19 protein-coding genes and 1 tRNA gene are annotated in these 23,814 nt (G+C 67.7%); 11 read left to right on the top strand and 9 right to left on the bottom strand.

The annotated features are described in order from the left end of the window. Positions 1 to 38: 38 nt before the first annotated feature. On the bottom strand, positions 39 to 5,900 hold the full coding sequence (locus ACILRF_RS00695; RefSeq protein WP_395670336.1) for a HAMP domain-containing protein: 5,862 nt from the start codon (positions 5,898 to 5,900) through the stop codon (positions 39 to 41). Between the two features lie 259 nt (positions 5,901 to 6,159). On the opposite strand from ACILRF_RS00695, the gene ACILRF_RS00690 reads away from it, so the two are divergent. The 3 genes from ACILRF_RS00690 to ACILRF_RS00680 are packed head-to-tail and all read left to right on the top strand — an operon-like array spanning position 6,160 to position 7,920. Further along, on the top strand, positions 6,160 to 6,348 hold the full coding sequence (locus tag ACILRF_RS00690) for a hypothetical protein (protein WP_395670335.1): 189 nt from the start codon (positions 6,160 to 6,162) through the stop codon (positions 6,346 to 6,348). Positions 6,349 to 6,398: 50 nt separating this feature from the next. After that, positions 6,399 to 7,178: a nucleotidyltransferase gene (locus tag ACILRF_RS00685; protein WP_395670334.1), complete on the top strand. Its 780-nt coding sequence runs from the start codon at positions 6,399 to 6,401 to the stop codon at positions 7,176 to 7,178. Further along, positions 7,162 to 7,920, top strand: coding sequence for a metallophosphoesterase (locus ACILRF_RS00680; RefSeq protein ID WP_395670333.1), 759 nt, complete (start codon positions 7,162 to 7,164; stop codon positions 7,918 to 7,920). The genes ACILRF_RS00685 and ACILRF_RS00680 overlap by 17 nt, the downstream gene beginning before the upstream one ends. Here ACILRF_RS00680 and ACILRF_RS00675 read toward each other — a convergent pair. Further along, a complete protein-coding gene (locus tag ACILRF_RS00675; RefSeq protein ID WP_395670332.1) occupies positions 7,917 to 9,140 on the bottom strand; it encodes an MFS transporter in 1,224 nt (407 codons plus the stop codon). The genes ACILRF_RS00680 and ACILRF_RS00675 overlap by 4 nt on opposite strands. A 101-nt stretch (positions 9,141 to 9,241) precedes the next feature. Between ACILRF_RS00675 and ACILRF_RS00670 the strand changes: the two genes are divergently transcribed. Continuing rightward, entirely contained in the window at positions 9,242 to 9,493 is a 252-nt protein-coding gene (locus ACILRF_RS00670; RefSeq protein ID WP_395670331.1) for an Hpt domain-containing protein, read from the top strand. Here ACILRF_RS00670 and ACILRF_RS00665 read toward each other — a convergent pair. Together ACILRF_RS00665 and ACILRF_RS00660 are read right to left on the bottom strand one after the other, a co-directional pair. Beyond that, the gene (locus tag ACILRF_RS00665) at positions 9,477 to 11,042 is read right to left on the bottom strand and encodes a hypothetical protein (RefSeq protein WP_395670330.1); all 1,566 of its coding nucleotides are present in this window, start codon (positions 11,040 to 11,042) and stop codon (positions 9,477 to 9,479) included. The two genes, ACILRF_RS00670 and ACILRF_RS00665, sit on opposite strands and share 17 nt — an antisense overlap. A gap of 3 nt (positions 11,043 to 11,045) precedes the next feature. Continuing rightward, positions 11,046 to 12,488: an MBOAT family O-acyltransferase gene (locus ACILRF_RS00660; protein ID WP_395670329.1), complete on the bottom strand. Its 1,443-nt coding sequence runs from the start codon at positions 12,486 to 12,488 to the stop codon at positions 11,046 to 11,048. 275 nt (positions 12,489 to 12,763) lie between these two features. On the opposite strand from ACILRF_RS00660, the gene ACILRF_RS00655 reads away from it, so the two are divergent. From ACILRF_RS00655 to ACILRF_RS00640, 4 genes are all read left to right on the top strand, one after another. Further along, entirely contained in the window at positions 12,764 to 14,110 is a 1,347-nt protein-coding gene (locus ACILRF_RS00655) for a glutamine synthetase family protein (RefSeq protein ID WP_395670328.1), read from the top strand. A 62-nt stretch (positions 14,111 to 14,172) separates the two neighbouring features. Then, a complete protein-coding gene (locus ACILRF_RS00650) occupies positions 14,173 to 15,471 on the top strand; it encodes an NAD(P)/FAD-dependent oxidoreductase (RefSeq protein WP_395670327.1) in 1,299 nt (432 codons plus the stop codon). A gap of 85 nt (positions 15,472 to 15,556) precedes the next feature. Further along, positions 15,557 to 16,012: a (2Fe-2S)-binding protein gene (locus ACILRF_RS00645; RefSeq protein ID WP_395670326.1), complete on the top strand. Its 456-nt coding sequence runs from the start codon at positions 15,557 to 15,559 to the stop codon at positions 16,010 to 16,012. A 10-nt stretch (positions 16,013 to 16,022) separates the two neighbouring features. Beyond that, positions 16,023 to 18,185, top strand: coding sequence for a molybdopterin cofactor-binding domain-containing protein (locus ACILRF_RS00640; RefSeq protein ID WP_395670325.1), 2,163 nt, complete (start codon positions 16,023 to 16,025; stop codon positions 18,183 to 18,185). Here ACILRF_RS00640 and ACILRF_RS00635 read toward each other — a convergent pair. Next, the gene (locus ACILRF_RS00635; protein ID WP_395670324.1) at positions 18,182 to 18,496 is read right to left on the bottom strand and encodes a hypothetical protein; all 315 of its coding nucleotides are present in this window, start codon (positions 18,494 to 18,496) and stop codon (positions 18,182 to 18,184) included. The genes ACILRF_RS00640 and ACILRF_RS00635 overlap by 4 nt on opposite strands. Positions 18,497 to 18,554: 58 nt before the next feature. Further along, positions 18,555 to 19,619, bottom strand: coding sequence for a histidinol-phosphate transaminase (gene hisC, locus ACILRF_RS00630; RefSeq protein WP_395670323.1), 1,065 nt, complete (start codon positions 19,617 to 19,619; stop codon positions 18,555 to 18,557). 222 nt (positions 19,620 to 19,841) lie between these two features. Between hisC and ACILRF_RS00625 the strand changes: the two genes are divergently transcribed. Then, complete coding sequence (locus tag ACILRF_RS00625; RefSeq protein ID WP_395670322.1) at positions 19,842 to 20,486, top strand: hypothetical protein; 645 nt, start codon at positions 19,842 to 19,844, stop codon at positions 20,484 to 20,486. A 501-nt stretch (positions 20,487 to 20,987) separates the two neighbouring features. Further along, complete coding sequence (locus ACILRF_RS00620) at positions 20,988 to 21,404, top strand: hypothetical protein (RefSeq protein WP_395670321.1); 417 nt, start codon at positions 20,988 to 20,990, stop codon at positions 21,402 to 21,404. A gap of 618 nt (positions 21,405 to 22,022) precedes the next feature. Here the strand turns inward: ACILRF_RS00620 and ACILRF_RS00615 are convergent. From ACILRF_RS00615 to ACILRF_RS00605, 3 genes are all read right to left on the bottom strand, one after another. Further along, a tRNA-Ser gene (locus ACILRF_RS00615) sits at positions 22,023 to 22,112 on the bottom strand. 129 nt (positions 22,113 to 22,241) lie between these two features. Next, complete coding sequence (locus ACILRF_RS00610) at positions 22,242 to 22,508, bottom strand: sel1 repeat family protein (protein WP_395670320.1); 267 nt, start codon at positions 22,506 to 22,508, stop codon at positions 22,242 to 22,244. 133 nt (positions 22,509 to 22,641) lie between these two features. Continuing rightward, positions 22,642 to 23,370: a glutathione S-transferase N-terminal domain-containing protein gene (locus ACILRF_RS00605; RefSeq protein ID WP_395670319.1), complete on the bottom strand. Its 729-nt coding sequence runs from the start codon at positions 23,368 to 23,370 to the stop codon at positions 22,642 to 22,644. Positions 23,371 to 23,589: 219 nt separating this feature from the next. Between ACILRF_RS00605 and ACILRF_RS00600 the strand changes: the two genes are divergently transcribed. Further along, a partial coding sequence (locus ACILRF_RS00600) for a hypothetical protein (protein ID WP_395670318.1) occupies positions 23,590 to 23,814 on the top strand: 225 nt, incomplete at its 3' end.

The raw sequence follows: 23,814 nt of genomic DNA, 5'->3' as shown, positions 1-23,814 counted from the left end.
GGCGTGCAGAGGAGGCGCCGGGATCGGCCAAGGTCACATCAGCTCGCTTGCGGGATCAGGGGCACGACGCCATCGCTGGCGAGCTTAATGGCGTCCGCGCGCTGGATCGAGACGCGCAGCACCGAGACCAGGTGGTCGATGTCGACGGGTTTCGACACGTAGTCCGACGCGCCGGCCTGGATACATTTCTGGCGGTCGCCCTTCATGGCCTTGGCGGTGACCGCGACGACAGGAAGGTCGGCGAGGCCGGGACGCGAGCGAATCTCGCGGATCGTCTCGTAGCCGTCCATGTCGGGCATCATGATGTCCACGAGCACAACATCCACATCAGGCTTGGCGTCGAGCACCTCCAACCCGGCCCGGCCGCTTTCGGCGTAGCTGAGCTCGATGCCGTACTCCTCGAGGGCCGAGGCGAGCGAGAAGATGTTGCGGATGTCGTCGTCGATGACAACCACCTTGCGACCGGTCAGCACGGCGTCGTCGTGCTTGTTCTGCTGCAGCTTGGCCTTGGCCGGGGCGCTCATCCGCTCAAGCGGCTCGTGGAGCAGCAGGCTGGCCTGATCGACGAGCTGGTCCGGGGTGCGGGCCATGCGGACGAGGCCGCCGAACACCGCCAGGCGCAGGCGCCGGTCGTCGTCGGCTTCGAGCTCCACGGGGGCATAGACCACCGCCGGCGTCATGCGGCCGTCGCTGTGCTTCAGCTGATCGACCAGGTCTTGCACGGGGATCTGCGGCGCCTCGATCATCAGGCCGTCGGGGCGATCGGCGGCGGACCGGTTCAGCACCTCGGAGAGGTCGGCGACGACCTCGACCTGGGTGAAGCACTGGCGGAGCGTCTCGGCCGCCTCGCCCTCCTCGCCGACCAGCACGATGCGGCGCTCGGCTTTGTCGACGAAGCTCTTCACGCCCTGGAGGGTCGAGACGACGACCTCGCGCTCCACCGGCTTATGGGTGAAGCCGAAGGCGCCCATGGAGAGGCCGAGGCCCTTCTGGTCGTCGGCCGAGATGACGTGGACCGGGATGTGCCGCGTTTCCGGGGTGCGCTTCAGCAGGTCGAGCAGGGCCAGGCCGTCCATGTCCGGCAAGCCGATGTCGAGCATGATGGCGTCCGGGCCGAAGCGGCGGGCCAGCGACGGGGCGGCGGCCCCCTCGCCCGTCACGACGCCCTTGAAGCCGCTCTCGTGCACCAGGCTGAGCAGGATCGAGGCGAAGCGCGGGTCGTCCTCGACGATCAGCACGACGCTGTCGGTGGAGGCGATGGTGTCGCGGTCGTCGGCGACCGCTTCCACCGGCTCTTCAGAGAAGGCCGAGGGCATCAGCATCGGCCGGGCGAAGGCCGGCTGGGCCGAGGCGCGCGGGGTGGCGGCCGGCTGGGCCGCCGGGCTGAAGTTCAGCGGCAGGTAGAGGGTGAAGGTCGAGCCCTTGCCGGGCGTCGAGGCGACCTTCAGTTCGCCGCCGAGCAGGCGAGTGATCTCGCGGCTGATCGACAGTCCGAGGCCCGTGCCGCCGTACTTGCGGCTGGTGGTGCCGTCGGCCTGCTGGAAGGCCTCGAAGATGATCCGCTGCTTGTCCTCGGGAATGCCGATGCCGGTGTCCTCGACCGAGATCGCCAGCACCTGGCCGGCGGTGTTGAGGTGGTCGTTGGACGGGCTCCAGCCGGCGTGCGCCCGGGCCACCGTCAGCTTCACCGAGCCCTTCTCGGTGAACTTGAAGGCGTTGGAGAGCAGGTTCTTGATGATCTGCTGCAGGCGCTTGTCGTCGGTGTACATCGAGCGCGACAGCGCCGGATCGAGTTCGACCTGGAAGTCGAGCTTCTTGTCGGCGGCGATCTGGCTGAAGGTCCGGTCGACCTGGTCGCGCAGGCTGGCGAAGGACATCTCGCCGATGTCCAGGGTGACGGTGCCGGATTCGATCTTCGACAGGTCGAGGATGTCGTTGATCAGGCCGAGCAGGTCGGTGCCGGCGTCGTGGATGTTGGAGGCGAACTCAACCTGCTTGTCGGTCAGGTTGCCCTGGCTGTTGTCGGCCAGCAGCTTCGACAGGATCAGCAGGCTGTTCAGCGGCGTCCGCAGCTCGTGGCTCATGTTGGCCAGGAACTCGGACTTGTACTTCGAGGTCAGGGCCAACTGCTCGGCCTTGTCTTCCAGGGCGAGCTTGGCCTGTTCGACCTCGCGGTTCTTGGCTTCCACCTGTTGGTTCTGGACGGACAGCAGGTGCGCCTTCTCCTGCAGTTCCGCGTTGGTCTGCTGCAGTTCGTCCTGCTTGGAGCGCAGCAGCTCTTCCGACTGGCGGAGCGAGGCGGCCTGCTGCTCCAGCCGGTCGTTGGTCTTCTTCAGCTCTTCTTGCTGGGCCTGAAGTTCCGAGGTCAGGAGCTGGGACTGCTTCAGCAGGCCCTCGGTCCGCATGTTGGCGGCGATGGTGTTCAACACGATGCCGATGGATTCCATCAGCTGGTCGAGGAACTGCTGCTGAGTCTCGTTGAACTCGCCGAAGGTGGCGAGCTCCATGACCGCCTTCACCTCGCCTTCGAACAGGGCCGGAAGGACGATGATGTTGGCCGGCGGCGCCTCACCGAGGCCGGACGAGACCTGGACATAGTCCTTGGGCACGTTGGTCAGCAGGATGCGCGACTTCTCATAGGCGCACTGGCCGATCAGGCCCTCGCGCAGCTTGAACTGGCTGGCCAGGTGCTTGCGGTTGTTGAAGGCGTAGGAGGCGGCGAGGTTGAGAACCATCTGGCTCTCCTCGTCGCGGTCGGTGACGTAGAACACCGCGTGCTGGGCGTTGATCAGCGGCGCGAGTTCGGACAGCACCAAGTTCGACACCGTCGACAGGTCGCGTTCGCCCTGCAGCATGCGGGTGAACCGGGCGAGGTTCGTCTTCAGCCAGTCCTGCTCGGTGTTCTTCAGAGTCTGATCCTTAAGATTGCGGATCATCTCGTTGATGTTGTTCTTGAGTTCCTCGACTTCGCCCGAGGCTTCGACGGTGATCGAGCGCGTCAGGTCGCCCTTGGTCACGGCGGTCGACACCTCGGCGATGGCGCGCACCTGGGTGGTCAGGTTGGCGGCCAGTTCGTTCACGTTGTCGGTCAGGTCGCGCCACAGGCCGGCGGCGCCGGGCACCCGGGCCTGGCCGCCGAGTTTGCCTTCCGAGCCCACCTCGCGGGCCACGTTGGTCACCTGGTCGGCGAAGGTCGCCAGGGTCTCGATCATGCCGTTGATGGTGTCGGCCAGGGCGGCGATTTCGCCCTTGGCGTCCAGGGTCAGCTTGCGCTTCAGGTCGCCCATGGCGACGGAGGTCACGACGTCGGCGATGTTCCGCACCTGACCCGTCAGGTTGGCGGCCATCATGTTCACGTTGTCGGTCAGGTCCTTCCAGGTGCCGGCGACGCCGGGCACCTGCGCCTGGCCGCCCAGCTTGCCTTCCGTACCCACCTCGCGCGCCACGCGGGTCACTTCCGAGGCGAAGGAGTTCAGCTGGTCCACCATGATGTTGATGGTGTTCTTCAGCTCGAGGATCTCCCCGCGCACCTCCACGGTGATCTTCTTGGACAGGTCGCCCTTGGCGACGGCGGTGGTCACGTCGGCGATGTTCCGCACCTGGCCGGTCAGGTTGGCGGCCATCAGGTTCACGTTGTCCGTCAGGTCTTTCCAGGTGCCGGCGACGCCCTTCACCTGGGCCTGACCGCCGAGCTTGCCTTCCGTACCCACCTCGCGCGCCACGCGGGTCACTTCCGAGGCGAAGGAGTTCAGCTGGTCCACCATGGTGTTGATGGTGTTCTTCAGCTCGAGGATTTCGCCGCGCACGTCGACGGTGATCTTCTTCGAGAGGTCGCCCATGGCCACGGCGGTGGTCACTTCGGCGATGTTCCGCACCTGGCCGGTCAGGTTGGCGGCCATGAAGTTCACGTTGTCGGTCAGGTCCTTCCAGGTGCCGGCGACGCCCTTCACCTGGGCCTGACCGCCGAGCTTGCCCTCCGTACCCACTTCGCGGGCCACGCGGGTCACTTCCGAGGCGAAGGCGTTCAGCTGGTCCACCATGGTGTTGATGGTGTTCTTCAGCTCGAGGATCTCGCCCTTCACGTCGACGGTGATCTTCTTGGAGAGGTCGCCGTTGGCGACGGCGGTGGTCACCTCGGCGATGTTCCGCACCTGGCCGGTCAGGTTGGCGGCCATCAGGTTCACGTTGTCCGTCAGGTCCTTCCAGGTGCCGGCGACGCCCTTCACCTGGGCCTGACCGCCGAGCTTGCCTTCCGTACCCACCTCGCGGGCCACGCGGGTCACTTCGGACGAGAACGAGTTGAGCTGGTCCACCATGGTGTTGATGGTGTTCTTCAGCTCGAGGATTTCACCGCGCACGTCGACGGTGATCTTCTTCGACAGGTCGCCCATGGCCACGGCGGTGGTCACTTCGGCGATGTTCCGCACCTGGCCGGTCAGGTTGGCGGCCATGAGGTTCACGTTGTCGGTCAGGTCCTTCCAGGTGCCGCCGACGCCCTTCACGTTGGCCTGGCCGCCGAGCTTGCCTTCGGTGCCCACTTCGCGGGCCACGCGGGTCACTTCCGAGGCGAAGGCGTTCAGCTGGTCCACCATGGTGTTGATGGTGTTCTTCAGCTCGAGAATTTCGCCGCGCACCTCCACGGTGATCTTCTTGGAGAGGTCGCCGTTGGCCACGGCCGTGGTCACCTCGGCGATGTTCCGCACCTGGCCGGTCAGGTTGGCGGCCATGAAGTTCACGTTGTCGGTGAGGTCCTTCCAGGCGCCGGTGACGCCTTCCACTCGGGCCTGACCGCCGAGCTTGCCTTCCGTACCCACTTCGCGGGCCACGCGGGTCACTTCCGAGGCGAAGGCGTTCAGCTGGTCCACCATGATGTTGATGGTGTTCTTCAGCTCGAGGATCTCCCCGCGCACCTCCACGGTGATCTTCTTCGACAGGTCGCCGCGGGCCACGGCGGTGGTCACTTCGGCGATGTTCCGCACCTGGCCGGTCAGGTTGCCGGCCATGAGGTTCACGTTGTCGGTCAGCTCCTTCCAGGTGCCGGCGACGCCCTTCACCTGGGCCTGGCCGCCGAGCTTGCCTTCCGTACCCACCTCGCGCGCCACGCGGGTCACTTCCGAGGCGAAGGCGTTCAGCTGGTCCACCATGGTGTTGATGGTGTTCTTCAGCTCCAGCACCTCGCCCTTCACGTCCACGGTGATCTTGCGCGAGAGGTCGCCGTTGGCGACGGCGGTGGTCACCTCGGCGATGTTCCGCACCTGACCGGTCAGGTTGGCGGCCATGAAGTTCACGTTGTCGGTGAGGTCCTTCCAGGTGCCCGCGACGCCGCGGACCTGGGCCTGACCGCCGAGCTTGCCTTCCGTACCCACTTCGCGCGCCACGCGGGTCACTTCCGAGGCGAAGGAGCCGAGCTGGCCCACCATGGTGTTCACGACCTTGCCGATGCGCAGGAATTCGCCGCGCAGGGGCCGCTCCTCGTTCTCGAGGTCCATGGTCTGGGACAGGTCGCCCTTGGCCACGGCGCCGATCACGCGGGCCATTTCCGCGGTCGGGTGGACCATGTCGGCGATCAGGGTGTTCACGGCGTCCACCGAGGCGGCCCAAGACCCCTGGGCGGCCGGCAGGCGGGCGCGGTGGTTGATCTTGCCCTGACGGCCGACCGTCTCGCCGAGCCGCTCGAATTCCTTGGTCATGCGGTCGTTGAGTTCGACGACCTCGTTGAACGCCTCGGCGATCTCGCCGGCGGCGCCGGTCAGGCCCCGGGGCAGGCGAACCGAGAAGTCGCCGCGCCGGAAGGCGCGTAGGGCGACGAGCAGTTCGGCGGCGTCGACGGTGTCCCGTCGATCGCGAACGTTGGAAGCAGTCTTCACCGACTTCGACGACGTCTTCACGGTAGCGGCCATGGATCCCCCGGGAGGCGCAAGCTATCGCGGGGACATGCTCGCACCCGGCACGCGCAGCGCGTGACAGACGCCGGGCACACCCCCGCCCTTAGGCCGAACGACCGATCCCGGAACTCGGTTCCAGCTTCAGCACAAATTTTCGGACTATGAGCCGCGAGTCTGCCACCGACGGCCAACAAAACAAGGGATTTCAGTTGCTAAGCTGAAACACATGAGTCCGCGTGCTCGTTGGCCTCGCATGCCACCCCTTCATTATATCGTGGCCAGATCGCGCAACGGCTGGGCCGTGAATGTCGAGGCGGACCTGCTGTCGGAACATCGCGACTCGGCGACCGCGCGGCACGAAGCCGAAGTCCTCGTCGACGGCGCCCGCCGCGACGGCTGCGAGGTCAGCCTGGTCGATCTGTCCGAAGAGCCGCCGGAACCGGGGTCACAGGGCGCCGTTTGAACGACCGGGCGGGATCGTCCCCCTCTTTGTCGCTTCAAACCCACGGACGCATGTCGCAGCCCCACGACGCCGCCGCCTTCGAGCCGCCCCCAGAGGCCGAAACCTTCTACCGCGAAAGCCTGAGGATGCTTTCGGAGTCGGGCATTCCGTTCCTGCTGTCCGGCACCTATGCGGTGACGGCCTATACGGGCATCGTGCGCCCGACCAAGGACCTCGACGTCTTCTGCAAGGCCGGCGACTACCCGAAGATCCTCGCCTACTTCCAGGACCGCGGTTACCGGACCGATGTCGAGGACGAGCGGTGGATCGCCAAAGTCTGGTGCGAGAACCACTTCTTCGACGTCATCTTCGCCATGTCGAACGGCACCGCGCCGATCACCGACGAATGGTTCGAGCAGAACGACACGATCAACGTCTATGGCAGCGAGGCGAAGATCACGCCGCCGACCGAACTGATCGTCTCCAAGATGTTCATCCAGGACCGCTATCGCTACGACGGGGCGGACGTGGCGCACGTGATCCTCCGCGCGCACCATCGGATCGATTGGAAGCATCTGCTCCGCTACATGGAGCCCTATTGGGAGGTGCTGCTGACGCACCTGCTGAACTTCCGCTTCATCTACCCGACCGAGCGTGACGCCATCCCTACCTGGGTGATGGAGGAGCTGACCAGCCGCCTGCAGGCGCAGGTCGGCCTGCCGCCGGCGCGGGTGAAGGTCTGCCGCGGGCGGCTGTTCAGCCCGCGGGACTATGTGACCGACATCACCGAGTGGGGTTTCGCCGACGTCGTCGGCAAGGGTCTGGAGGAGCGGCATGAGCCTATTGCCTGACGGCCCGTCCGTTTCCGCCGCGCCGCCGGGACGCCTGAAGCTCGCAGCCATCGGCGACCTCCACGTCGGTGAGACTCACGTGCAGCCTTATCGCGACCTGTTCAGCCGGATCAGCCAGGAGGCGGACGTCCTGGCGCTGTGCGGCGACCTGACGAACTATGGCAAGACGCCGGAAGTCGAGATCCTGGCCGAGGATCTGCGGGTCTGCACCATTCCGGTGGTCGGCGTGCTCGGCAACCACGACTATGAGTGCGGACAGCCGCAGGAGGTCGCCCGCATCCTGACCGAGGCGGGGGTCAAGATCCTGGACGGCCAATCCTACGAGGTGAACGGCGTCGGTTTCGCCGGCTGCAAGGGCTTCATCGGCGGCTTCGGGCGCTACATGCTGAGCGCATTCGGGGAGCCGGAGATCAAGTCCTTCGTCCAGGCCTCGATCGATGAGAACCTGAAGCTCGAGACCTCGCTGCGGATGTTGCGCACGGAGCGGATCGTCGTGGTGCTGCACTATTCGCCCGTCCAGGACACAGTGATGGGCGAGCCGCCGGAGATCTTCCCGTTCCTCGGCTCGGCGCGGATGGGCGAGACCATCGACCGCTTCGAAGGCATTTCCTGCGTGCTGCACGGCCATGCGCACCGTGGCGCGTACGAGGGCCGTACGCCGCGCGGGGCGCCCGTCTACAACGTCGCCCGACCGGTGTTGAACCGCGACCTCGGGATCGAATACGCGCTGCTGGAGGTCTAGGCGGCCTCGGCCTTCAGGCGGAGCTGGCGCCCTGACCGCCAAGCGAGCCAAGCGGCGGGCAGCATGCCGAGGCCGGCGAAGGCGATCGGGGCCCAGTGGCTGACCGACGAGAACATCATTCCGGCGATCATCGGCCCCGCGACCCGGGCGGCGGAGCCGGCGGCGTTGTTGGCCCCGAGGATGGCGCCCTGTCGACCCGGCGGCGCCGCCCGCGAGATCAGGGCGCTGGTCGCCGGCTGGGCCATGGTATGGCCGCTGGTCGCCACCACCATGGCGGCGACGCACAGCCAGATGTAGGGCGAGGCCGCCTGCACCAACAGGCAGATGCAGGTGGCGGTGAAGCCGAGGATGATGGTCGTCACCTCGCCGATCCGGCGGACCAGCATGCCGGAGAACAGGCCCTGGCTGACCGCGGCGGCGATGCCGGTCAGGCCCATGACGAAGCCGATCTCGCGCGGGCCCCAGCCGAACCTCGCCTCGCCCCACAGGCCAAGGATCGCCCACATGGCCGAGAAGGACACGAAGGCCACGAAGGTCATGCTGGTCAGTCGGCGCAGAACCGGGTCGGCCCACGCCTCGCGGATGGCGGTGAGCGGGCCGGGCTTGGAGACCGCCGGGGCATCGCGACGAAGGCTCTCGCGAACGAACGCGGCGACGCCGACGGCGGCGACCAGGCACATGCCGGCGGCGACCAGCAGCGGCGGATGGAACCCAGCGGCGCCGAGTTCCGGACGGGCCAGGGCGCCGCCGAGCCAGGGGCCGACCACGAAGCCGACCCCGAAGGCGCCGCCGATCAGGCCAAGGCGGCCGGCGATCCGCTCCGGCGGGGTGACGTCGACGATATAGCCCTGGATGACCGCGATGTTGCCGCTGAACACGCCGCCGACCGCGCGGATCAGGATGGCGATCCAGATGCTCGGCGCGAACGCCAGGGCGACGTAGCCGATGCTAGACGCCAGAATGGTGCCGATCAGCACCGGCCGGCGGCCGAGCCGGTCCGACAGACGTCCCCAGGTCAGTTCGCCGAGAAACTGGCCGCCGGAGAAGGCGGCGAACATCAGGGTGACTTCCCAGGGCGAGGCGTCGAACACGCTGGCGTAGAACGGCAGCAGTGGGATGACCACGCCGAAGCCGATCAGGCTGAGGAAGACGACGAGCAGCAGCACCGGCACGGCCAGCCGCGCGTGAGGCGGCGGAGGAGTGGTGGGAGCTGGCGGCATGGGTGCGGGCTTAACGGGCGAGGGGCGAGATGGCTAGGCGCCGTGGCGCCGCTGGGCGGCCGCTGCTAGGGTCGGCCCTTGCCCCGCTGCGGAGGGACCCGATGAGCGATCCCCTGGCCCCCATACGCGCTCGTTTCGTCGAACGCGCCCGGGAGGACCTGGACAAGATCCGGGCCGGCGAGGATGTGCGGTTCCTGGCGCACCGGATGGCCGGCACGGCCGCGACGCTTGGTTTCGCCGAGGTGGGCGCATTGGCGGGGCGGATCGACGATCAGATGGCCGACGGGGCGGCCGATCCCGCCGATCTGGCGGCCCTGATCGCAGCGCTGGAGACCCTTACCCGCCCGGCTTGAGCCGGCCGCCGTCGCAGGCGATCCAACCTGCGCCGGCGCGGCGGTATATGGCGAGACTGTCGACCGGCGCGGCCGGCAGGCGATAGAGGCCGGCAAAGCCACTGGCCTCGGCCGCTTTCGGAGCCCTGAAGTAGGCGGCGACGTCCGGCCTGGAGAAGTCGACCCGCACCGGCGCGGTGACGTCGACGGCCGGACCCCGCAGCCGCACCCAGCCGAGCGGGGCGGTGTTCTCGGCGGCAAGCTCGGAAATCCAGCCGCTGACCAGAAGTTCGGGACCGTCACGGCCGGCGCGCAATTCGGCGCGTTCGAGATTGCACTTGCCGGCCGGCGCCGCGTCCAGCGCCGCGGCCAGCCGCTGGGCGGTCGGCGCGAGCAGCGGCGGCCGGGGCGCCATGCGCTCCAGAATCCGCTGGCGCGTCGCCTCGGACGGCGCGGGCGCGGGGTCGAGGGAGTAGCCGAGGCCCGATTCCAGCACCTCGAGCACGACGATATCTGGCCGGTAGGCGGCCATCAGGTCCTCGCGCCAGGTCCCGTCCTGATTGTGCGACAGGATGATCCGGCTGAAGTGGCGGTAGAGGTAAGGCGTGAGCGCCGTCGAGAAGGAGTCCCGGGTCAGCATCAGCACCGGCTTGCCGACCGCGCCGGTCTCGATGACATGGGGCTTGGTCCAGTCGTGGAGCGGATCGAGCCAGGTCGTCGTGGCGCGCGCCTCGGCGTCCGGATCGCCGAGCTCGAGGTAATCGACGCCGACGAAGCTGGCGACGCCGAGCATCAGGGCGAGGTTGCGCGGCTTGACCACGTGGCCGGGGCGGATCTCGCGGAAGTCCGACATCGGCCGCGGGTCGTCCACCGCCGCCCCCATGGCCTTCAGCCGGCGCATCATGGCCGCATAGCCTTCCCAGGCCCCCTGCCCGGTCCAGTGGGTGTCGTGGCGGGTGTACATGGGCACACCGCGCGCCTTGGCGGCCATCAGGGTCGGGTGGAGGTAGAGCACCTCGCCCGCACCGGTGCGTTGGGCGAGCTCGGCCAGGCGCACCGCCTGGCGTTCCGGGTTGAGGTGGAACCATCCGGGGCTGAACTCTGGATAGACCGTCTCCTGCAGCGGCGGCGCGAGGACCAGATAGGTGACGCCCTTGGCCTTGAGGGCCTCGGTGCGGCCCGCGAGGTTCAAGAGCCAGGGCAAGGCCTGCGAGTCCGTCGGACCGGCGGCCTGTGCCGACGCCAGATGGTCGCCGCCGTCGTAGAACAGCCAGCCGTGACGGCCGACGACGACCCTTGGGGAGCCAGAGACGCCGGCCAGCATACGCACGCGATTGAGCGCGCCGATCAGGTGTGGCCGGGCCGGGAAGCGGTCGGAAACCCAAGCGTCCGCCGCCTTGCGGAAGGCGCCGAGTTCGCCGACCGAAGCGGGCCAGGCCGGTCGCTGAGCCAGGACGCGGTTCTCATCGAGGTCAGGGCCGCGCACGATCCGTGGGGCGAGCAACATCGCCGCCATCAGGACGACGATGGTCCCGATCAGCAGCCGCCAGTGGAGACGCGAGGCCAGCACGGCTCAGAACCTGAAATAGAGGAAGGGGTTGAGGCTGGAGCCCACGAGGACGGCGATCGACACGACGAAGCCAGCCGCCAGCAGCACCACCGGCAGGGCGTGGACGGCCCGGGTGTCGAGGCGGGACGCCAGCACCGGCGAGGGCGCATCGGCGCGCGGGGCACGCAAGCGCGTCATCAGCCAGGGCAGCAGCGGCGCGGCGAAGGCGGTCCCGGCGACCAGGGCGGTCAGCGTCTGGGCGTTCAGCAGTAGGGTCAGCGGCAGATCGGGCGCGGCAAAGCCCGACGGGTCGAACATCGCCTTCAGGTAGCCCAGCGCGGCGCGGAGATTCTCGGCCCGGAAGAACACCCAGCCGACGGTGACCACGAGCAGCAGGTAGGCGTGACGCACGACGCGCGGCGCGCGGGCCAGCAGGGCGCCGAGCCCGAAGCGCTCCAGCATCAGGAAGGCGCCGTGGAACAGCCCCCAGACGATGAACTGCCAGGCGGCGCCATGCCAAAGGCCGGTAAGGAAGAAGACGATCAGCAGGTTGCGGACCGTCTTGACCGTGCCCCCGCGATTGCCGCCGAGCGGGATGTAGACGTAGTCGCGGAACCAGGACGACAGGCTGATGTGCCACCGCCGCCAGAACTCCGTCACGGACTGAGCGATGTAGGGGTAGTCGAAGTTCTTCGGGAAGGTGAAGCCGAGCATGAAGGCCAGGCCGATCGCCATGTAGGAGTAGCCGCAGAAATCGAAGTAGATCTGCAGGGCATAGGCCCAGGCGCCCAGCCAGGCCGTGGTGGCGGTAAGGCTCTCGCCGTTCAGGCCGAAGGCGTGGTCGGCCAGGCCGGCGACGGTGTTGGCGACCAGCACCTTCATGGCCAGGCCGACGATGAAATACTGGACGCCAAGGCCGATGTGCCCGGCCTTGCGGCGGTCGGCGTGCATCTCGTCCCGGATATCGGCGTAGCGGACGATGGGGCCGGCGATCAGGTGCGGGAACATCAAGATGTAGGCGGCGAAGCGGATCGGATCGCGCTCGACCTGCACCGTCCCGCGGCGGACGTCGACGACATAGCTGACCAGCTGGAACGTGAAGAAGGAAATCCCCAGTGGCAGGGTGGTCTCGATAGCCGGCAGCGGGTCGCCAGGCAGGACCTGGTTGAGGCTGCCGGCGACGAAGCCGGCGTACTTGAACCAGCCGAGCACGGCGAAATCGGCGACCACCAGGGCGATCAGCCAGGCGAGCCGGAGCCGATCGCTGCGCGCGCCGGCGATCATCAGCGAGCCAGCGTAGTTGAGAGCGATCAGGCCGGCCAACAGGGCGATGTAGGGCCCCTCCCCCCACACGTAGAAGGCGGCGCTGCCGACCAGCAGCGCGCCGGCGCGCCAGCCGGAGGCGTAGTAGCCGACCAGGAACACCGGCAGGAAATAGAAGATGAAGGCGACCGAACTGAAGACCACGACTGCCTCGGCCCGCCTCCCTGCGCCGGAATCAGCGGTGATCTAGCGCACGGCCAAGCCTGTTCGCCAAGCGGTGCGGCCCCGTTGAGTTCGCGCTGGAATTGCGGCACGAAAGGCGGGTGACCCTACGCGGTCACGCCCCCGGGCCGACCATCCTCCGGCCCGCAACCGCACCCGCTGGCCATGACCGCGGGCGCCGGAGCCGACGCCGCCGACGCCTCCAGGTGCGTCCCGCGTCGGCCGCAGCCGGGGCGGCTGGCCGCACCGGAGGACATATGAGCGACGCGTTCAGGAAGTGGATTCGCGACAAGGGCGTCAGCGAGGTCGAATGCCTCGTGCCCGACATGAACGGGGTGCTGCGCGGCAAGGTGTGGCCGGCGCAGAAATTCCTGCAGTCGGCGGAGACCGGATCGCTGCGGCTGCCGAGCAGCGTCTTCACCCTGACCGTGACCGGCGACTATGCGGACGGGGATTCGGAGGAAAGTTTCGGGGACCCAGACATCATCTTGCGGCCGGATATCAGCTCGCTGTGCGTGGCGCCTGGCTTCAAGACGCCGACCGCTTTTGTGTTCGCCGACGCCTACGACCATGCGGGCGAGCCCTGGGAGATCGCGCCGCGGCACGTCCTGCGCCGGGTGCTGAAGCTCTATGAGGACATCGGCTGGCGACTGACCATCGCGCCGGAGCTGGAGTTCTACCTGACGCAGGTCAACAGCGACCCCGACCTGCCGCTGATCCCGCCGCTCGGCCGCTCCGGCCGCTCCGAGACCGCGCCGCAGCCCTACGGCCTGGAGGCGGTGACCGAGTTCGAGGACATCATTGAGGACATCTACGAGAGCGCCGAGACGGCCTCGCTGCACCTCGACACCATGATCCACGAGTCCGGCACCGCCCAGCTGGAGATCAACTTCAACCACGGCGAGCCCATCCACCTGTGCGACCAGGTAATGGTCTTCAAGCGGATCGTCCGCCAGGTGGCGCTGGCGCGCGGCGTCTACGCGACCTTCATGGCCAAGCCGATGGAGGGCCAGCCGGGCAGCGCGATGCACCTGCACATCTCGGCCGCCGACATCGCGACCGGCCAGAACCTGTTCGCGACCAAGGACGGCGAGCTGACCGACGCCTGCCGTCACTTCGTTGGCGGCCTGCAGACCCTGCTGCCGGACGTCGCGCCGTTGTTCGCCCCGAACGTGAACTCGTTCCGGCGGATGCGGCCCGGCCATTCGGCGCCGATCAACCTGCAATGGGGCTACGACAACCGCTCCTGCGGCCTGCGCGTGCCGATCAGCGATCCGGCCAACAAGAGGATCGAGAACCGCCTGCCAGGGGCGGATTCCAACCCCTATCTGGCCGTCGCCGCATCGCTGATCTGCGGCTACATCGGCCTGCGCGACAAGCTGGAGCCGACGCCGCTGGTGCAGGGCAACGCCTATCGCTATCCGCGCACCCTGCCCCGGACACTCGACGAGGCGCTCGAGCGGTTCCTGGCATGCGCGCCGGCCGCCGAGCTGCTTGGCCCCGCGTTCGTCGAGGCGTTCGGTCGGATCAAGTCCCACGAGCTCAGCGCCTTCGAAGGCGTGATCAGCTCCTGGGAGCGGGATCACCTGCTGCTGAAGGTCTAGGCGGCCGGCTTGAAGCCGCCGCCGCTTCCGTCGTAGGTCCGCGCCAAGGCGGAGGTGGAAGCATGGCCAGCGACCAGCGGAGAGGATTCAACGACGGCCTCGCCATGGCCAACTCGTACTATGCCGCCACCGCCCGGCCCGCGCCGTCGTTCCCCAAGCTTGACGGGTCGATCGAGGCCGACCTGGTGGTGGTCGGCGGCGGCGCGACCGGCCTGTCGGCGGCGCTGCACGCTGCCGAGCGCGGCCTGTCGGTGGTGCTGCTGGAAGGCGGACGGATCGGCTGGGGCGCGTCGGGCCGCAACGGTGGCCACCTGATCCCCGGCATGCGGCTGTCGGCGCCGACCCTGGTCAAGACCTTCGGCGTCGAGCGGGCCCGCGAGCTGTTCGAGTTGGCGCTGGAGGCCCGCTCGCTCATGGTCGACCTGATCGCCCGACACGGGATCGACTGCGACCTGAAGCTGACCGGGCACTTGTCGGCCGCGGTGAAGCCGGCGGACATGCGCGACCTCGCCGAAGAGGTCGAGTGCCTGAACACGGTGATGGGCTATCCGCACGCCGAGCTGCTGTCGGCGGAAGAGGCCCGGCGCGAGGTCGACAGCCCGTATGAAGGCGGCCTCCTCGACCGCCTGGGCGGCCATTTCCACCCGCTGAACTATACGTTGGGGCTTGCGACGGCGGCGCAGGATGCGGGGGTTCAGATCTTCGAGGGGTCGACGGCGATCGCCCTGGAGAAGGGCGCGAGGGTTCTGGTACGCACCGCCGGCGGCCAGGTGCTCGCGCGGCATGCCGTCCTGGCGGGCGATGCGCTGATGGGCCGGCTGGAGCCGAAGATCGCCGGTCACATCATGCCGGTGGCCAACTATGTGGTGGCGACCGAGCCGCTGGCGAACGCCCGGGAGCTGATCCCCCACGACGTCGCGGTCGCCGACACCCGGTTCGTGCTGAACTACTACCGGATGACCGCCGACGGGCGCCTGCTGTTCGGCGGCGGCGAGCGCTACACCCCGAACCCGCCGCGCGACATGGCGTCGTTCGTCCGGCCCTACGTGGAGGGCGTCTTCCCGCAACTGAGGGGCGTGCGCATCGACCATGCCTGGGGCGGGTTGGTTTCGATCACCATGACGCGGATGCCCCACGTCGGCCGCGACGGCTCGATCCATTTCGCCCACGGCTACTCCGGTCAGGGGGCGATTCTGTCGACCTACACCGGCAAGGTGCTGGTCCAGGCCATTCTGGGGGATGACAGGGCGTTCCAGGCGCTCGCCGACCTGCGGCCGCCGGCCTTCCCGGGCGGGGCGGCGCTGCGCGCGCCGCTGCACGTCCTGGGGATGCTTTGGTACGCGTTCCGCGACCGTATCTGAGAGTCGGTCCTGGTTGCCGAAGGGCGACACGCGTTCTACCAATCGTGATCACACGTCGCCCGCTGGCGCTAATGGAACTCGGTCAATGGCCTATCGAATCAAAGTCAACGGCAAGACCCATCAGGTCGACGCTCCGGAAGACATGCCCGTTCTCTGGGTCCTGCGCGATTTGCTCGGCATGAACGGCACCAAGTTCGGCTGCGGCGTCGCGCAATGCGGCGCTTGCACGGTGATGCTGAACGGCGAGGCGATCCGCTCGTGCGTGACGCCGATCAGCGAGGTCGGGAACGGCGCGATCACCACCATCGAGGCGGTGGCCAGCACGGCCGTGGGCCGCAAGGTCCAGGCCGCCTGGCTCGACCTCGATGTCGTCCAGTGCGGCTATTGCCAGAGCGGCCAGATCGTCGCCGCCACGGCGCTGCTGACGGCCAACAAGAAGCCGACCGACGCCCAGATCGACGAGGCCATGAGCGGCAACATCTGCCGCTGCGGCACCTATCCGCGGATCCGCGCCGCGATCCACAAAGCCGCCAGCGCCTGAGGGGGAGCAGATGTCCGAGACCCTGAACCGTCCGAAGGCCGGCAAGGCCGCCCTCAACCGCCGCGGCTTCCTGACGGCCGGCGCCGCCGCCGGCGGCGGCCTGCTGATCGGCTTCCAGTTCGAAAGCGCCAAGGCGCAAGCCGCGGCCTTTACGCCGAACGCCTTCGTCCGCATCGCCCCGACCGGCGAGACAACCTTGATCCTGCCCAAGACCGAGATGGGCCAAGGGGTCTACACCTCGATCACCATGGTCCTCGCCGAGGAACTGGACGTCGACCTGTCGCAGGTGAAGGTCGAAATCCCGAACGGCGAGCCCGGTCTGTTCGGCAAGGTCTCGCAAGGCACCGGCGGCTCGACCTCGACGCGCGAGATCTGGAACCCTGTGCGCAACGCGGGCGCCGGCGCCCGCGCCATGCTGGTCGAAGCGGCCGCCAAGCAGTGGGGCGTCGATGCGGCGTCCTGCACCACCGGCTCCGGCAAGGTCATCCACGCGGCCAGCAAGCGCGAGCTGGGCTATGGCGCCCTCGTCACCGCCGCATCGGCCCTGAAGCCGCCGGAGAAGCCGGTCCTGAAGGACGCCGCCGCCTACAAGGTGATCGGCAAGCCCGCGCGCCGGCTGGACTCGCCCGGCAAGGTCAACGGCACGGCCGTCTACGGCATCGACGTCAAGCTGCCCGGCATGCTGGTCGCCGCCGTGGCGATCACCCCGGTGATCGGCGGCAAGCTCGGCCAAGTGAACGAAGCGGCCGCCAAGGCCATTCCGGGCGTGCGCCAGGTCGCCCGGATGCCCGACGCCGTGGCCGTGGTCGCCACCAACTACTGGGCCGCCAAAAAGGGCCTGGAGGCGCTCGACGCACAGTGGGACGAAGGCGCCAACGCCAAGCTGAACCAGGCCGACATCGTCGCCGAACTGGTCGCCGCCTCGAAGAAGGCCGGCGCTGCCGAGGCCGGCAAGGCCGGGGACGTCGAGGCCGCCAAGAAACGCGCCGTCCGCACCATCGAGGCGAACTACGAACAGCCCTACCTGGCGCACGCCACCATGGAGCCGACCAACTGCACCGTCCACGTCCGGGCCGACGCCTGCGAGGTGTGGCTGGGCTCGCAGGTCCCGGACGATGCCAAGGAAGTCGCGGTGAAGGTCTCGGGCCTGCCCAAGGAGAAGGTCACCGTCCACAACTTCCTGATGGGCGGCGGCTTCGGCCGGAGGCTCGAGGCGGACATGGTCGAGCGCGCGATCCTGATCGGCAAGCAGGTGTCGGCCCCGGTTAAGGTCATCTGGTCGCGCGAAGAGGACATCCAGCATGACCTCTTCCGCCCGTACTACGTCGACCAGATCGCCGCCGGCGTCGACGCCAATGGCCGGCCCGTCGCCTGGGAGCATCGCATCGCCGGCTCGTCGATCATGGCGCGGCTGTATCCGCAGTACTTCAAGGGCGTCGACGCCGACGCCGTCGAGTGCGCGGTCGAGACGCCCTACAACCTGACCGACAACCGGGTCGAATACGCGCGTACCGAAAGCCCGGTGACCACCAGCTGGTGGCGCGGCGTCGGCCCGCTGCGCAGCATCTTCGTGGTCGAGAGCTTCATCGACGAACTGGCCCATGCGGCCAAGGCCGATCCGGTCGCCTACCGGCTGGAACTGCTGCGCGAGGACCGCGCCAAGGCTGTGCTGAGGCTGGCGGCCGAGAAGGCGGGCTGGGGCAAGCCCCTGCCCCGCGGCCGGTTCCAGGGCGTGTCGGTGATGAACGCCTGGAACACCTATCTCGGCACGGTGGCCGAGATCGAGATCGGCGAAGACGGCCTGCCGGTCGTCAAGCGGGTAGTCTGCGCCGTCGACTGCGGCCAGGCGATCAACCCGATGGGCGTCCGCGCCCAGATCGAAGGCGGGGTGATCTTCGGCATCTCCGGCGCCCTGCACGGTGAGATCACCATCGCCAACGGCCGGGTCGAGCAGTCGAACTTCCACGACTATCGAGTCGTGCGGATGTCGGAAGCGCCGGCCGTCGAGACCCACCTGATCGCCAGCACCGCCAACCCCGGCGGCATGGGCGAGCCGCCGACGGCGGCGATCGGTCCGGCCCTGGCCAACGCCGTGTTCGCCGCCACCGGCAAGCGCGTGCGCAAGCTGCCGATCGCGAAGGCCTTGCAGCAGGCCTTAGGTCGCGACGCCTAGTTGGCGACCCCGGTCATGCCGCGCGTCGACTGCTCGGCCCTTTTCGGGGCGGGCACGTTGGCGGCGGCGGAGTCGAGGGCCTGCGGCGGCTCGATCGGGTTGCTCGCGGCGCCCGGCTTGACCTTGGCCTTCACCTTCTTGCCGTTCACCGTGACGGTCTTGCCGTCGGGGGTGATCTTGGCGGGCGCCGGAGCGACCGCCTCGGCGGTGTCGCGCGCGGCTTCCTGTGCGCTCGGATTGCGGATGATCTGAGCCTGGACGGCCGGCGCGAGCGCCAGGGTCAGGGCCGTGGACAGAATGAGCGTGCGCATGACGGCGCCTTTCCAGAGGTTCCGCCCATAAACAGCCGGCGCCGGAGGCGGTTCCGGCTCAGCGCGCGCCCAGGATCTCCGCTAGAGCCGCCAGCAGCCGGTCGGTCTGGGCCGGCGTTCCGACAGTGATGCGCAGGTGGTCGGCGATGCGCGGGGCCTGGAAGCGACGTACGAGCACCGCCCGCTCCCGCAGACCGGCCGCAAGCCCCGCCCCGGCCGCCGTCGTGTGGCGCGCGAAGACGAAGTTGGCGCTGGAAGGCAGAACCTCGAAGCCCAGCCGCTCGAGCCCGGCGGTCAGGCGGCCACGTTCGGCGACCACCGCCTGGCAGGACTGGCGGAAGAAAGTCTCGTCCTCCACCGAGGCGATGGCGCCGGCCTGAGCCGGGCGGCCGAGCGGATAGGAGTTGAAGCTGTCCTTGACCCGCATCAGCCCTTCGATGAGGCCGGCATCACCCAAGGCGTAACCGACCCGCAGGCCCGCCAGGGCCCGGGACTTCGACATAGTCTGAACGACCAGCAGATTCGGGTGGTCGGCGATCAGCGGCGCGGCGCTTTCGCCGCCGAAGTCGACATAGGCCTCGTCGATCACCAGCGGAATGTCGGCGTGCTGGGCGAGGAGGGCGGCGATTTCCGCGCGCGACAGGGCGACGCCGGTCGGGGCGTTCGGATTGGCGAGGATGATGCCTCCCGCGGGCCGCCGATAGTCGACCAGTCGAACCCGGAAGGCGTCGTCCAGCGGCACGGTCTCGAAGGTGATGCCGAACAGGCCGCAGTAGACCGGATAGAAGCTGTAGGTGACGTCCGGGAACAGCAGCGGCGCATCGCGCTTCAGCAGCGCCACGAAGGCGTGGGCCAGCACCTCGTCCGACCCGTTGCCGACGAACACCTGGTCGACGCCGACGCCGTGACGGCGGGCCAGGGCCTCGCGCAAGGCGAGAGACTGGGGATCGGGGTAGAGGCGCAGATCCTCGGACGCGGCGGCGCGAACAGCCTCCGCGGCGCGGGGCGACGGGCCGTAGGGGCTCTCGTTGGTGTTGAGCTTGACCAGGTCGGCCACGCGCGGCTGCTCGCCCGGGACATAGGGCGTCAGGGTGCGGGTCAGGTCGCTCCAGTAGCGGCTCATCGGCTCTCGGTTTGCGAAGACTTGACTGCGTTGACGCCTAGCAGGACCCGGTGGCCCTTGTCTCGCGCCGGCCCCGACCGGTCGCCAGGCGGCGCAAGGGTTCGAAGCGCCCGCTCAGAGCCGCCGCGCGAGTTCAGAAGTCCGTATTCTGTGTTTGTTCTTGATCAACGCAGAGCGCCAGGGTTCTCTCTAGTCACGGTTCGAGCCGAGGGAGGGCTTACAATGGGATTTTCGCTGTCGTGGATCGCGTCGAAGGGCGTCGACCGTGCAGCCATGCTCGAACGGTTGGGCCTGGCGGACGCCGGTGAGCCTGAGCCGGCCGTCCCTGTCCCGCCGCCGACGAAGTTCGCGGCCTTCGAGCAGGATGGCTGGCTCTTCGTGGTGTCGTCCAGTTGCGGCTTTGCAAGCCGGGAACGCATCGCCGCCGTTTCCCAGAGCGGCGCGGCCGTCGGCGCCTACCTTGAAGAGCATGTGATGGTCAGCGGTGCGTTCGCCGCGTCAGACGGACGCCTCTTGTGGTCGGCCCAGCACGATCCGGAGTTCGGCGAGGAACATCTGGATGTTTGGGGAGAACCGCCGTCCGTGTTGCCTGGCATCAAGGCGAAGCTCCTCGCGGCCCAAGAGGACGACCCAGAGGTCGATTTCATGTTCGACGTCCCGACGGAGCTTGCAGCCACAGTTTGCGGCTTTAACCCCAACAGCTTCGACAGCGAGGTCGACCTCGTCGAACTCAAGGTGGTTCGGCGCGATCTGCTGAAGATGGGCGACCAGCCCCTCGCCAGCGCCATGAAGGATCCGGGCGGCCGCTACCCGGTGGATCCGCCTCGGAAGCGGGGCCTGCTCGCCCGGCTGTTTGGCGCGCGCTGATTTTCTCCAGCGCCCAGCTCAGCCGCCGCTGTTCTCTTTTTGTTCGCATAACTCCGATTTCTGGGTTATGGTCTGACCTCAACAGGAAGGCGGATCATGGGAGCTACCGACAGACGACCACTACATAGGCTGAGTGCGGAAGAGCAGCATCTGAGACGGCAGCAGGACGAGGAACTCGGACGAACAGCTTGGTCTAGTTCGACGAGGAGCGGATTGAACCTATCAGCCCCGACGACCGCCGACCTCAGGGCCTTGGGAGCCAAAGTGAGGACCGGGCTTGCGGAGGGGGTGGAGATCACCGACGCGGTGGTTCGAGCCGCTGCAGACACAGCGACCTTCGGTTTCGCTGACGAGATATCCGCGGGAGTCAACGCGCTGGCAGGAGGGGGCGGCGCAGGCACACTCGCTGAGAGGTATGGTCGCTTGCATGGTCAGGAACGACAGATCGACCACTTCAATCGCGCGCATAGGCCGATCTCAGCTGTCGCTGGAGAAGTTGGGATGACGGCGTTGACGTTCGGCGGCGTCGCCAAGTCGGCAGCAAAGACGGTGAGCGGTCTTCCGAAGGAAGCTAAAGGGAAGATCGGCGAGCGGCTTTCCGATGGCCGGACGCTGCTGTCGGGGGATTGGCCAAAATTGCATGGCAAGAAATTCAAACTAGATGGAGACGGGCACACCTTCGCCGATCATCAGACGGCTCGCGGCAAGGTCGTAGAGGCCAAGCTGGGTCCAACGGCCAGGCTCTCAGACCGCCAACGCCAAGCGCAGGCGGAGCTGGGGAAGCGCTATAGGTACGACCACTGGAGTTTCGACGACGTCGGGCGGTTGGCCGGTGGCGCTGCGGTCGGCCTCCAACAGGGGATTGGGCACGTTGCGGATGGCGTGCAAGATGCGCTGCGCGGTCGCAAACCTGGATGAGACAAGGGAAACACCCTCCGGGCTACGCGTCGCCAAAGGCGATGTCGGCAGCAGTTCGGGCGCAACTCGTGCCAGCTGCACTCGCGCTCAGCTGGGTTTCTCGGAAATGCAAGCCCACCCGACGAGGTGGGTGCCAGTACTCTCAGTTCGAGTTCGAACGTCTCGGTCCTAACCGCATCGAGCACATTGGGTTCGACTTCCGCTATGGCAGCAAGCCCGACGTTTGGGTCTCAGTCGCCGTCTGGACGGGCGAAGGAGGTGTCTGCACGTCCTTCAAGGCTGGGGACTGCTGGGATTTCGCGCGCTATCGAAAGCCCTGGCTTTTGCTGTGGGGGTTGCTCTGGCCCGTTCCTCGTCGAAGGAGAATGGCGGAAGCGCTGGCGAAAGGTCTTCGACGCCTTCAAATCGCGGAACGCTATCTGCGCGACGGCGTCGATCATCCGGACCTAATGTTTATCCCAAGGGTCCCCCCTCACCGCTGGCCTGGTGGTTACGAAGATAGGATACGAGAGCGGCTCGATAAGCCGGGCGTGGTTACAGAGCTCTCTGGAAAACCGGGGGAAGGCTGAGACAGTGTCCTGGTGAGACGCGTCGGCCTTTAACCGCTTCAGAAGGAAGTGGCGGTGACGGAGGGATTCGAACCCTCGATACCCTTTCGAGTATGACGATTTAGCAAACCGTTGCCTTCAGCCACTCGGCCACGTCACCAGTGATTTGTCGGGTTGTCTCCCGGCCGCGCGGGGCGGACGCACTGCATAGCGAAAGCGTCGGTGACGGGCAACAGCGGGCGGCGCTTTCACCGCCCGCAGATCGCCTCAACGGTTCAACCGCGGCGGGTCAGCCCTGGGCCAGCCACTCGCGCGCCTGGCGCTGGGCCTCGGCGACGTCGTCGGAGGCCATCTCCTCGGACAACTCCTTGCGGTAGACCTTGGCCTCGAGCGATCCGCGCATGGCCGCGAGGTTGAACAGCATATGGGCCGACACATAGTCGAGCGGCGCACCGCCCTGCCCGGTCGAATAGAGCAGGCCCAGACGGAAGAGCTCGTCGCCCGTCGCGTTCGGGGTCGGCAGAGGAAGGCCTTCGGCTTGCATGCTCATCAGCATGTCTCTGTCCCTTCAATCCCGGACGGCCCGCAAAGACCTGATCCGGATTTCTGGAGCGCAGAAGACCAGGGTTCGACTGAACACATGGTTAAGGACGTTGTTGCCGGCCCTTCATCTTCGAAGGGAGTTGCCGTCAGCGGGCGCGCTGGCCGAACAGCAGCCTGCGGGCCGCTTCGGCGTCGGCCCCGCTGTCCCCGAGCGCGGGGCCGCTGCGGACCGCCTCGCCCTTTTCCAGTGCGCGCTGCACCGCTTCCCTCGTCTCGATCCGGGCGAACCAGGCCGCAAGGTTGGGGAATTCGGCAATGTCGACCCCGAAGCCGCGCCACGGCTTGACCCAGGGCCAGATCGCGATGTCGGCGATGGAGTAGTCGCCCGCGACGAACTCGCGGTCCGCCAGCCGGCGATCGAGGACGCCGAACAGGCGATGGACCTCGTTGGTATATCGGATCGCCCCATAAGCGATCTGACGCTGGTCGGCGGTCACGGCCGGGGCGTAGTTGCGGAAGTGGTTGGCCTGGCCGCTCATCGGCCCGAGGCCGGCGACCTGCCAGAACAGCCATTCGTCGACAGCGACGCGGACGCGGGCGTCCTCCGGGTAGAGGCGGCCGGACTTGCGGCCGAGGTACTGGAGGATGGCCCCGGATTCGAAGATCGAGATCGGTGCGCCGCCCGGCCCGTCCGGATCGACGATGGCCGGCATGCGGTTATTAGGGCTGATGGCCAGGAACTCGGGCCTAAACTGGTCGCCGCGACCGATGTTCACCGGCTTGAGCTCGTAGGGGAGCCCCATCTCCTCCAGCGCGATGGTGATCTTATGGCCGTTAGGGGTGGGCCAGAACCACACGTCGATCGGCTGCGGCACGGGGGAAATCCTTTCACGCGCACGGGCAAGGCGCTTAGATGGGGCGCAAGAGAAGGCGGGCAAGGCGGCGCTTAAGACTTATTGCGCAACTGAGCGTTGCCGATAGCGCTCCGGCAACCCGGTCACAGTGACCGCGATTAGCGTTCAGAACCGGTTCAGACGCCGCGGCGCATGTTGGCGCGGTCCATTTAGGAGATCAGGTCGGAAACCGCCGTCGCCATGAAACGCCCGCTCATCGCCATCGCTATCGCCCTCACCGTCGCCGGCTCGTTGCCGACCTCTGCGACCGCGCAGGGTCGTGGCCGATGGGAACGAGCAGAGCAGCGGCGCGAGGAACGCGGAGCCCGGCGTGACTGGGACGGGCCGGGGCGCGGCCATGGCCGGGCGCTGGGCCGCGAATATCGGGAAGAGCGGCGCTATGACGGCCCGCGCGCCTATGGCCCG

Source organism: Phenylobacterium sp. (genome assembly GCF_044236515.1).
Taxonomy (GTDB): domain Bacteria; phylum Pseudomonadota; class Alphaproteobacteria; order Caulobacterales; family Caulobacteraceae; genus Phenylobacterium.
The sequence above is the reverse complement of the archived record's forward strand: the minus strand, read 5'-3'. Positions and strand labels throughout refer to the sequence as shown.

What these genes read in the sequence shown, in the direction of transcription:
- ACILRF_RS00650 (WP_395670327.1), top strand. Translation starts at nt 14,173, where the DNA reads ATGGCCAGCGACCAGCGGAGAGGATTCAACGACGGCCTCGCCATGGCC.
- ACILRF_RS00610 (WP_395670320.1), bottom strand. Translation starts at nt 22,508, where the DNA reads ATGCTGATGAGCATGCAAGCCGAAGGCCTTCCTCTGCCGACCCCGAAC.
- ACILRF_RS00635 (WP_395670324.1), bottom strand. Translation starts at nt 18,496, where the DNA reads ATGCGCACGCTCATTCTGTCCACGGCCCTGACCCTGGCGCTCGCGCCG.
- ACILRF_RS00655 (WP_395670328.1), top strand. Translation starts at nt 12,764, where the DNA reads ATGAGCGACGCGTTCAGGAAGTGGATTCGCGACAAGGGCGTCAGCGAG.
- ACILRF_RS00625 (WP_395670322.1), top strand. Translation starts at nt 19,842, where the DNA reads ATGGGATTTTCGCTGTCGTGGATCGCGTCGAAGGGCGTCGACCGTGCA.
- ACILRF_RS00670 (WP_395670331.1), top strand. Translation starts at nt 9,242, where the DNA reads ATGAGCGATCCCCTGGCCCCCATACGCGCTCGTTTCGTCGAACGCGCC.
- hisC (WP_395670323.1), bottom strand. Translation starts at nt 19,619, where the DNA reads ATGAGCCGCTACTGGAGCGACCTGACCCGCACCCTGACGCCCTATGTC.
- ACILRF_RS00645 (WP_395670326.1), top strand. Translation starts at nt 15,557, where the DNA reads ATGGCCTATCGAATCAAAGTCAACGGCAAGACCCATCAGGTCGACGCT.
- ACILRF_RS00695 (WP_395670336.1), bottom strand. Translation starts at nt 5,900, where the DNA reads ATGGCCGCTACCGTGAAGACGTCGTCGAAGTCGGTGAAGACTGCTTCC.
- ACILRF_RS00680 (WP_395670333.1), top strand. Translation starts at nt 7,162, where the DNA reads ATGAGCCTATTGCCTGACGGCCCGTCCGTTTCCGCCGCGCCGCCGGGA.
- ACILRF_RS00640 (WP_395670325.1), top strand. Translation starts at nt 16,023, where the DNA reads ATGTCCGAGACCCTGAACCGTCCGAAGGCCGGCAAGGCCGCCCTCAAC.
- ACILRF_RS00685 (WP_395670334.1), top strand. Translation starts at nt 6,399, where the DNA reads ATGTCGCAGCCCCACGACGCCGCCGCCTTCGAGCCGCCCCCAGAGGCC.
- ACILRF_RS00620 (WP_395670321.1), top strand. Translation starts at nt 20,988, where the DNA reads ATGACGGCGTTGACGTTCGGCGGCGTCGCCAAGTCGGCAGCAAAGACG.
- ACILRF_RS00675 (WP_395670332.1), bottom strand. Translation starts at nt 9,140, where the DNA reads ATGCCGCCAGCTCCCACCACTCCTCCGCCGCCTCACGCGCGGCTGGCC.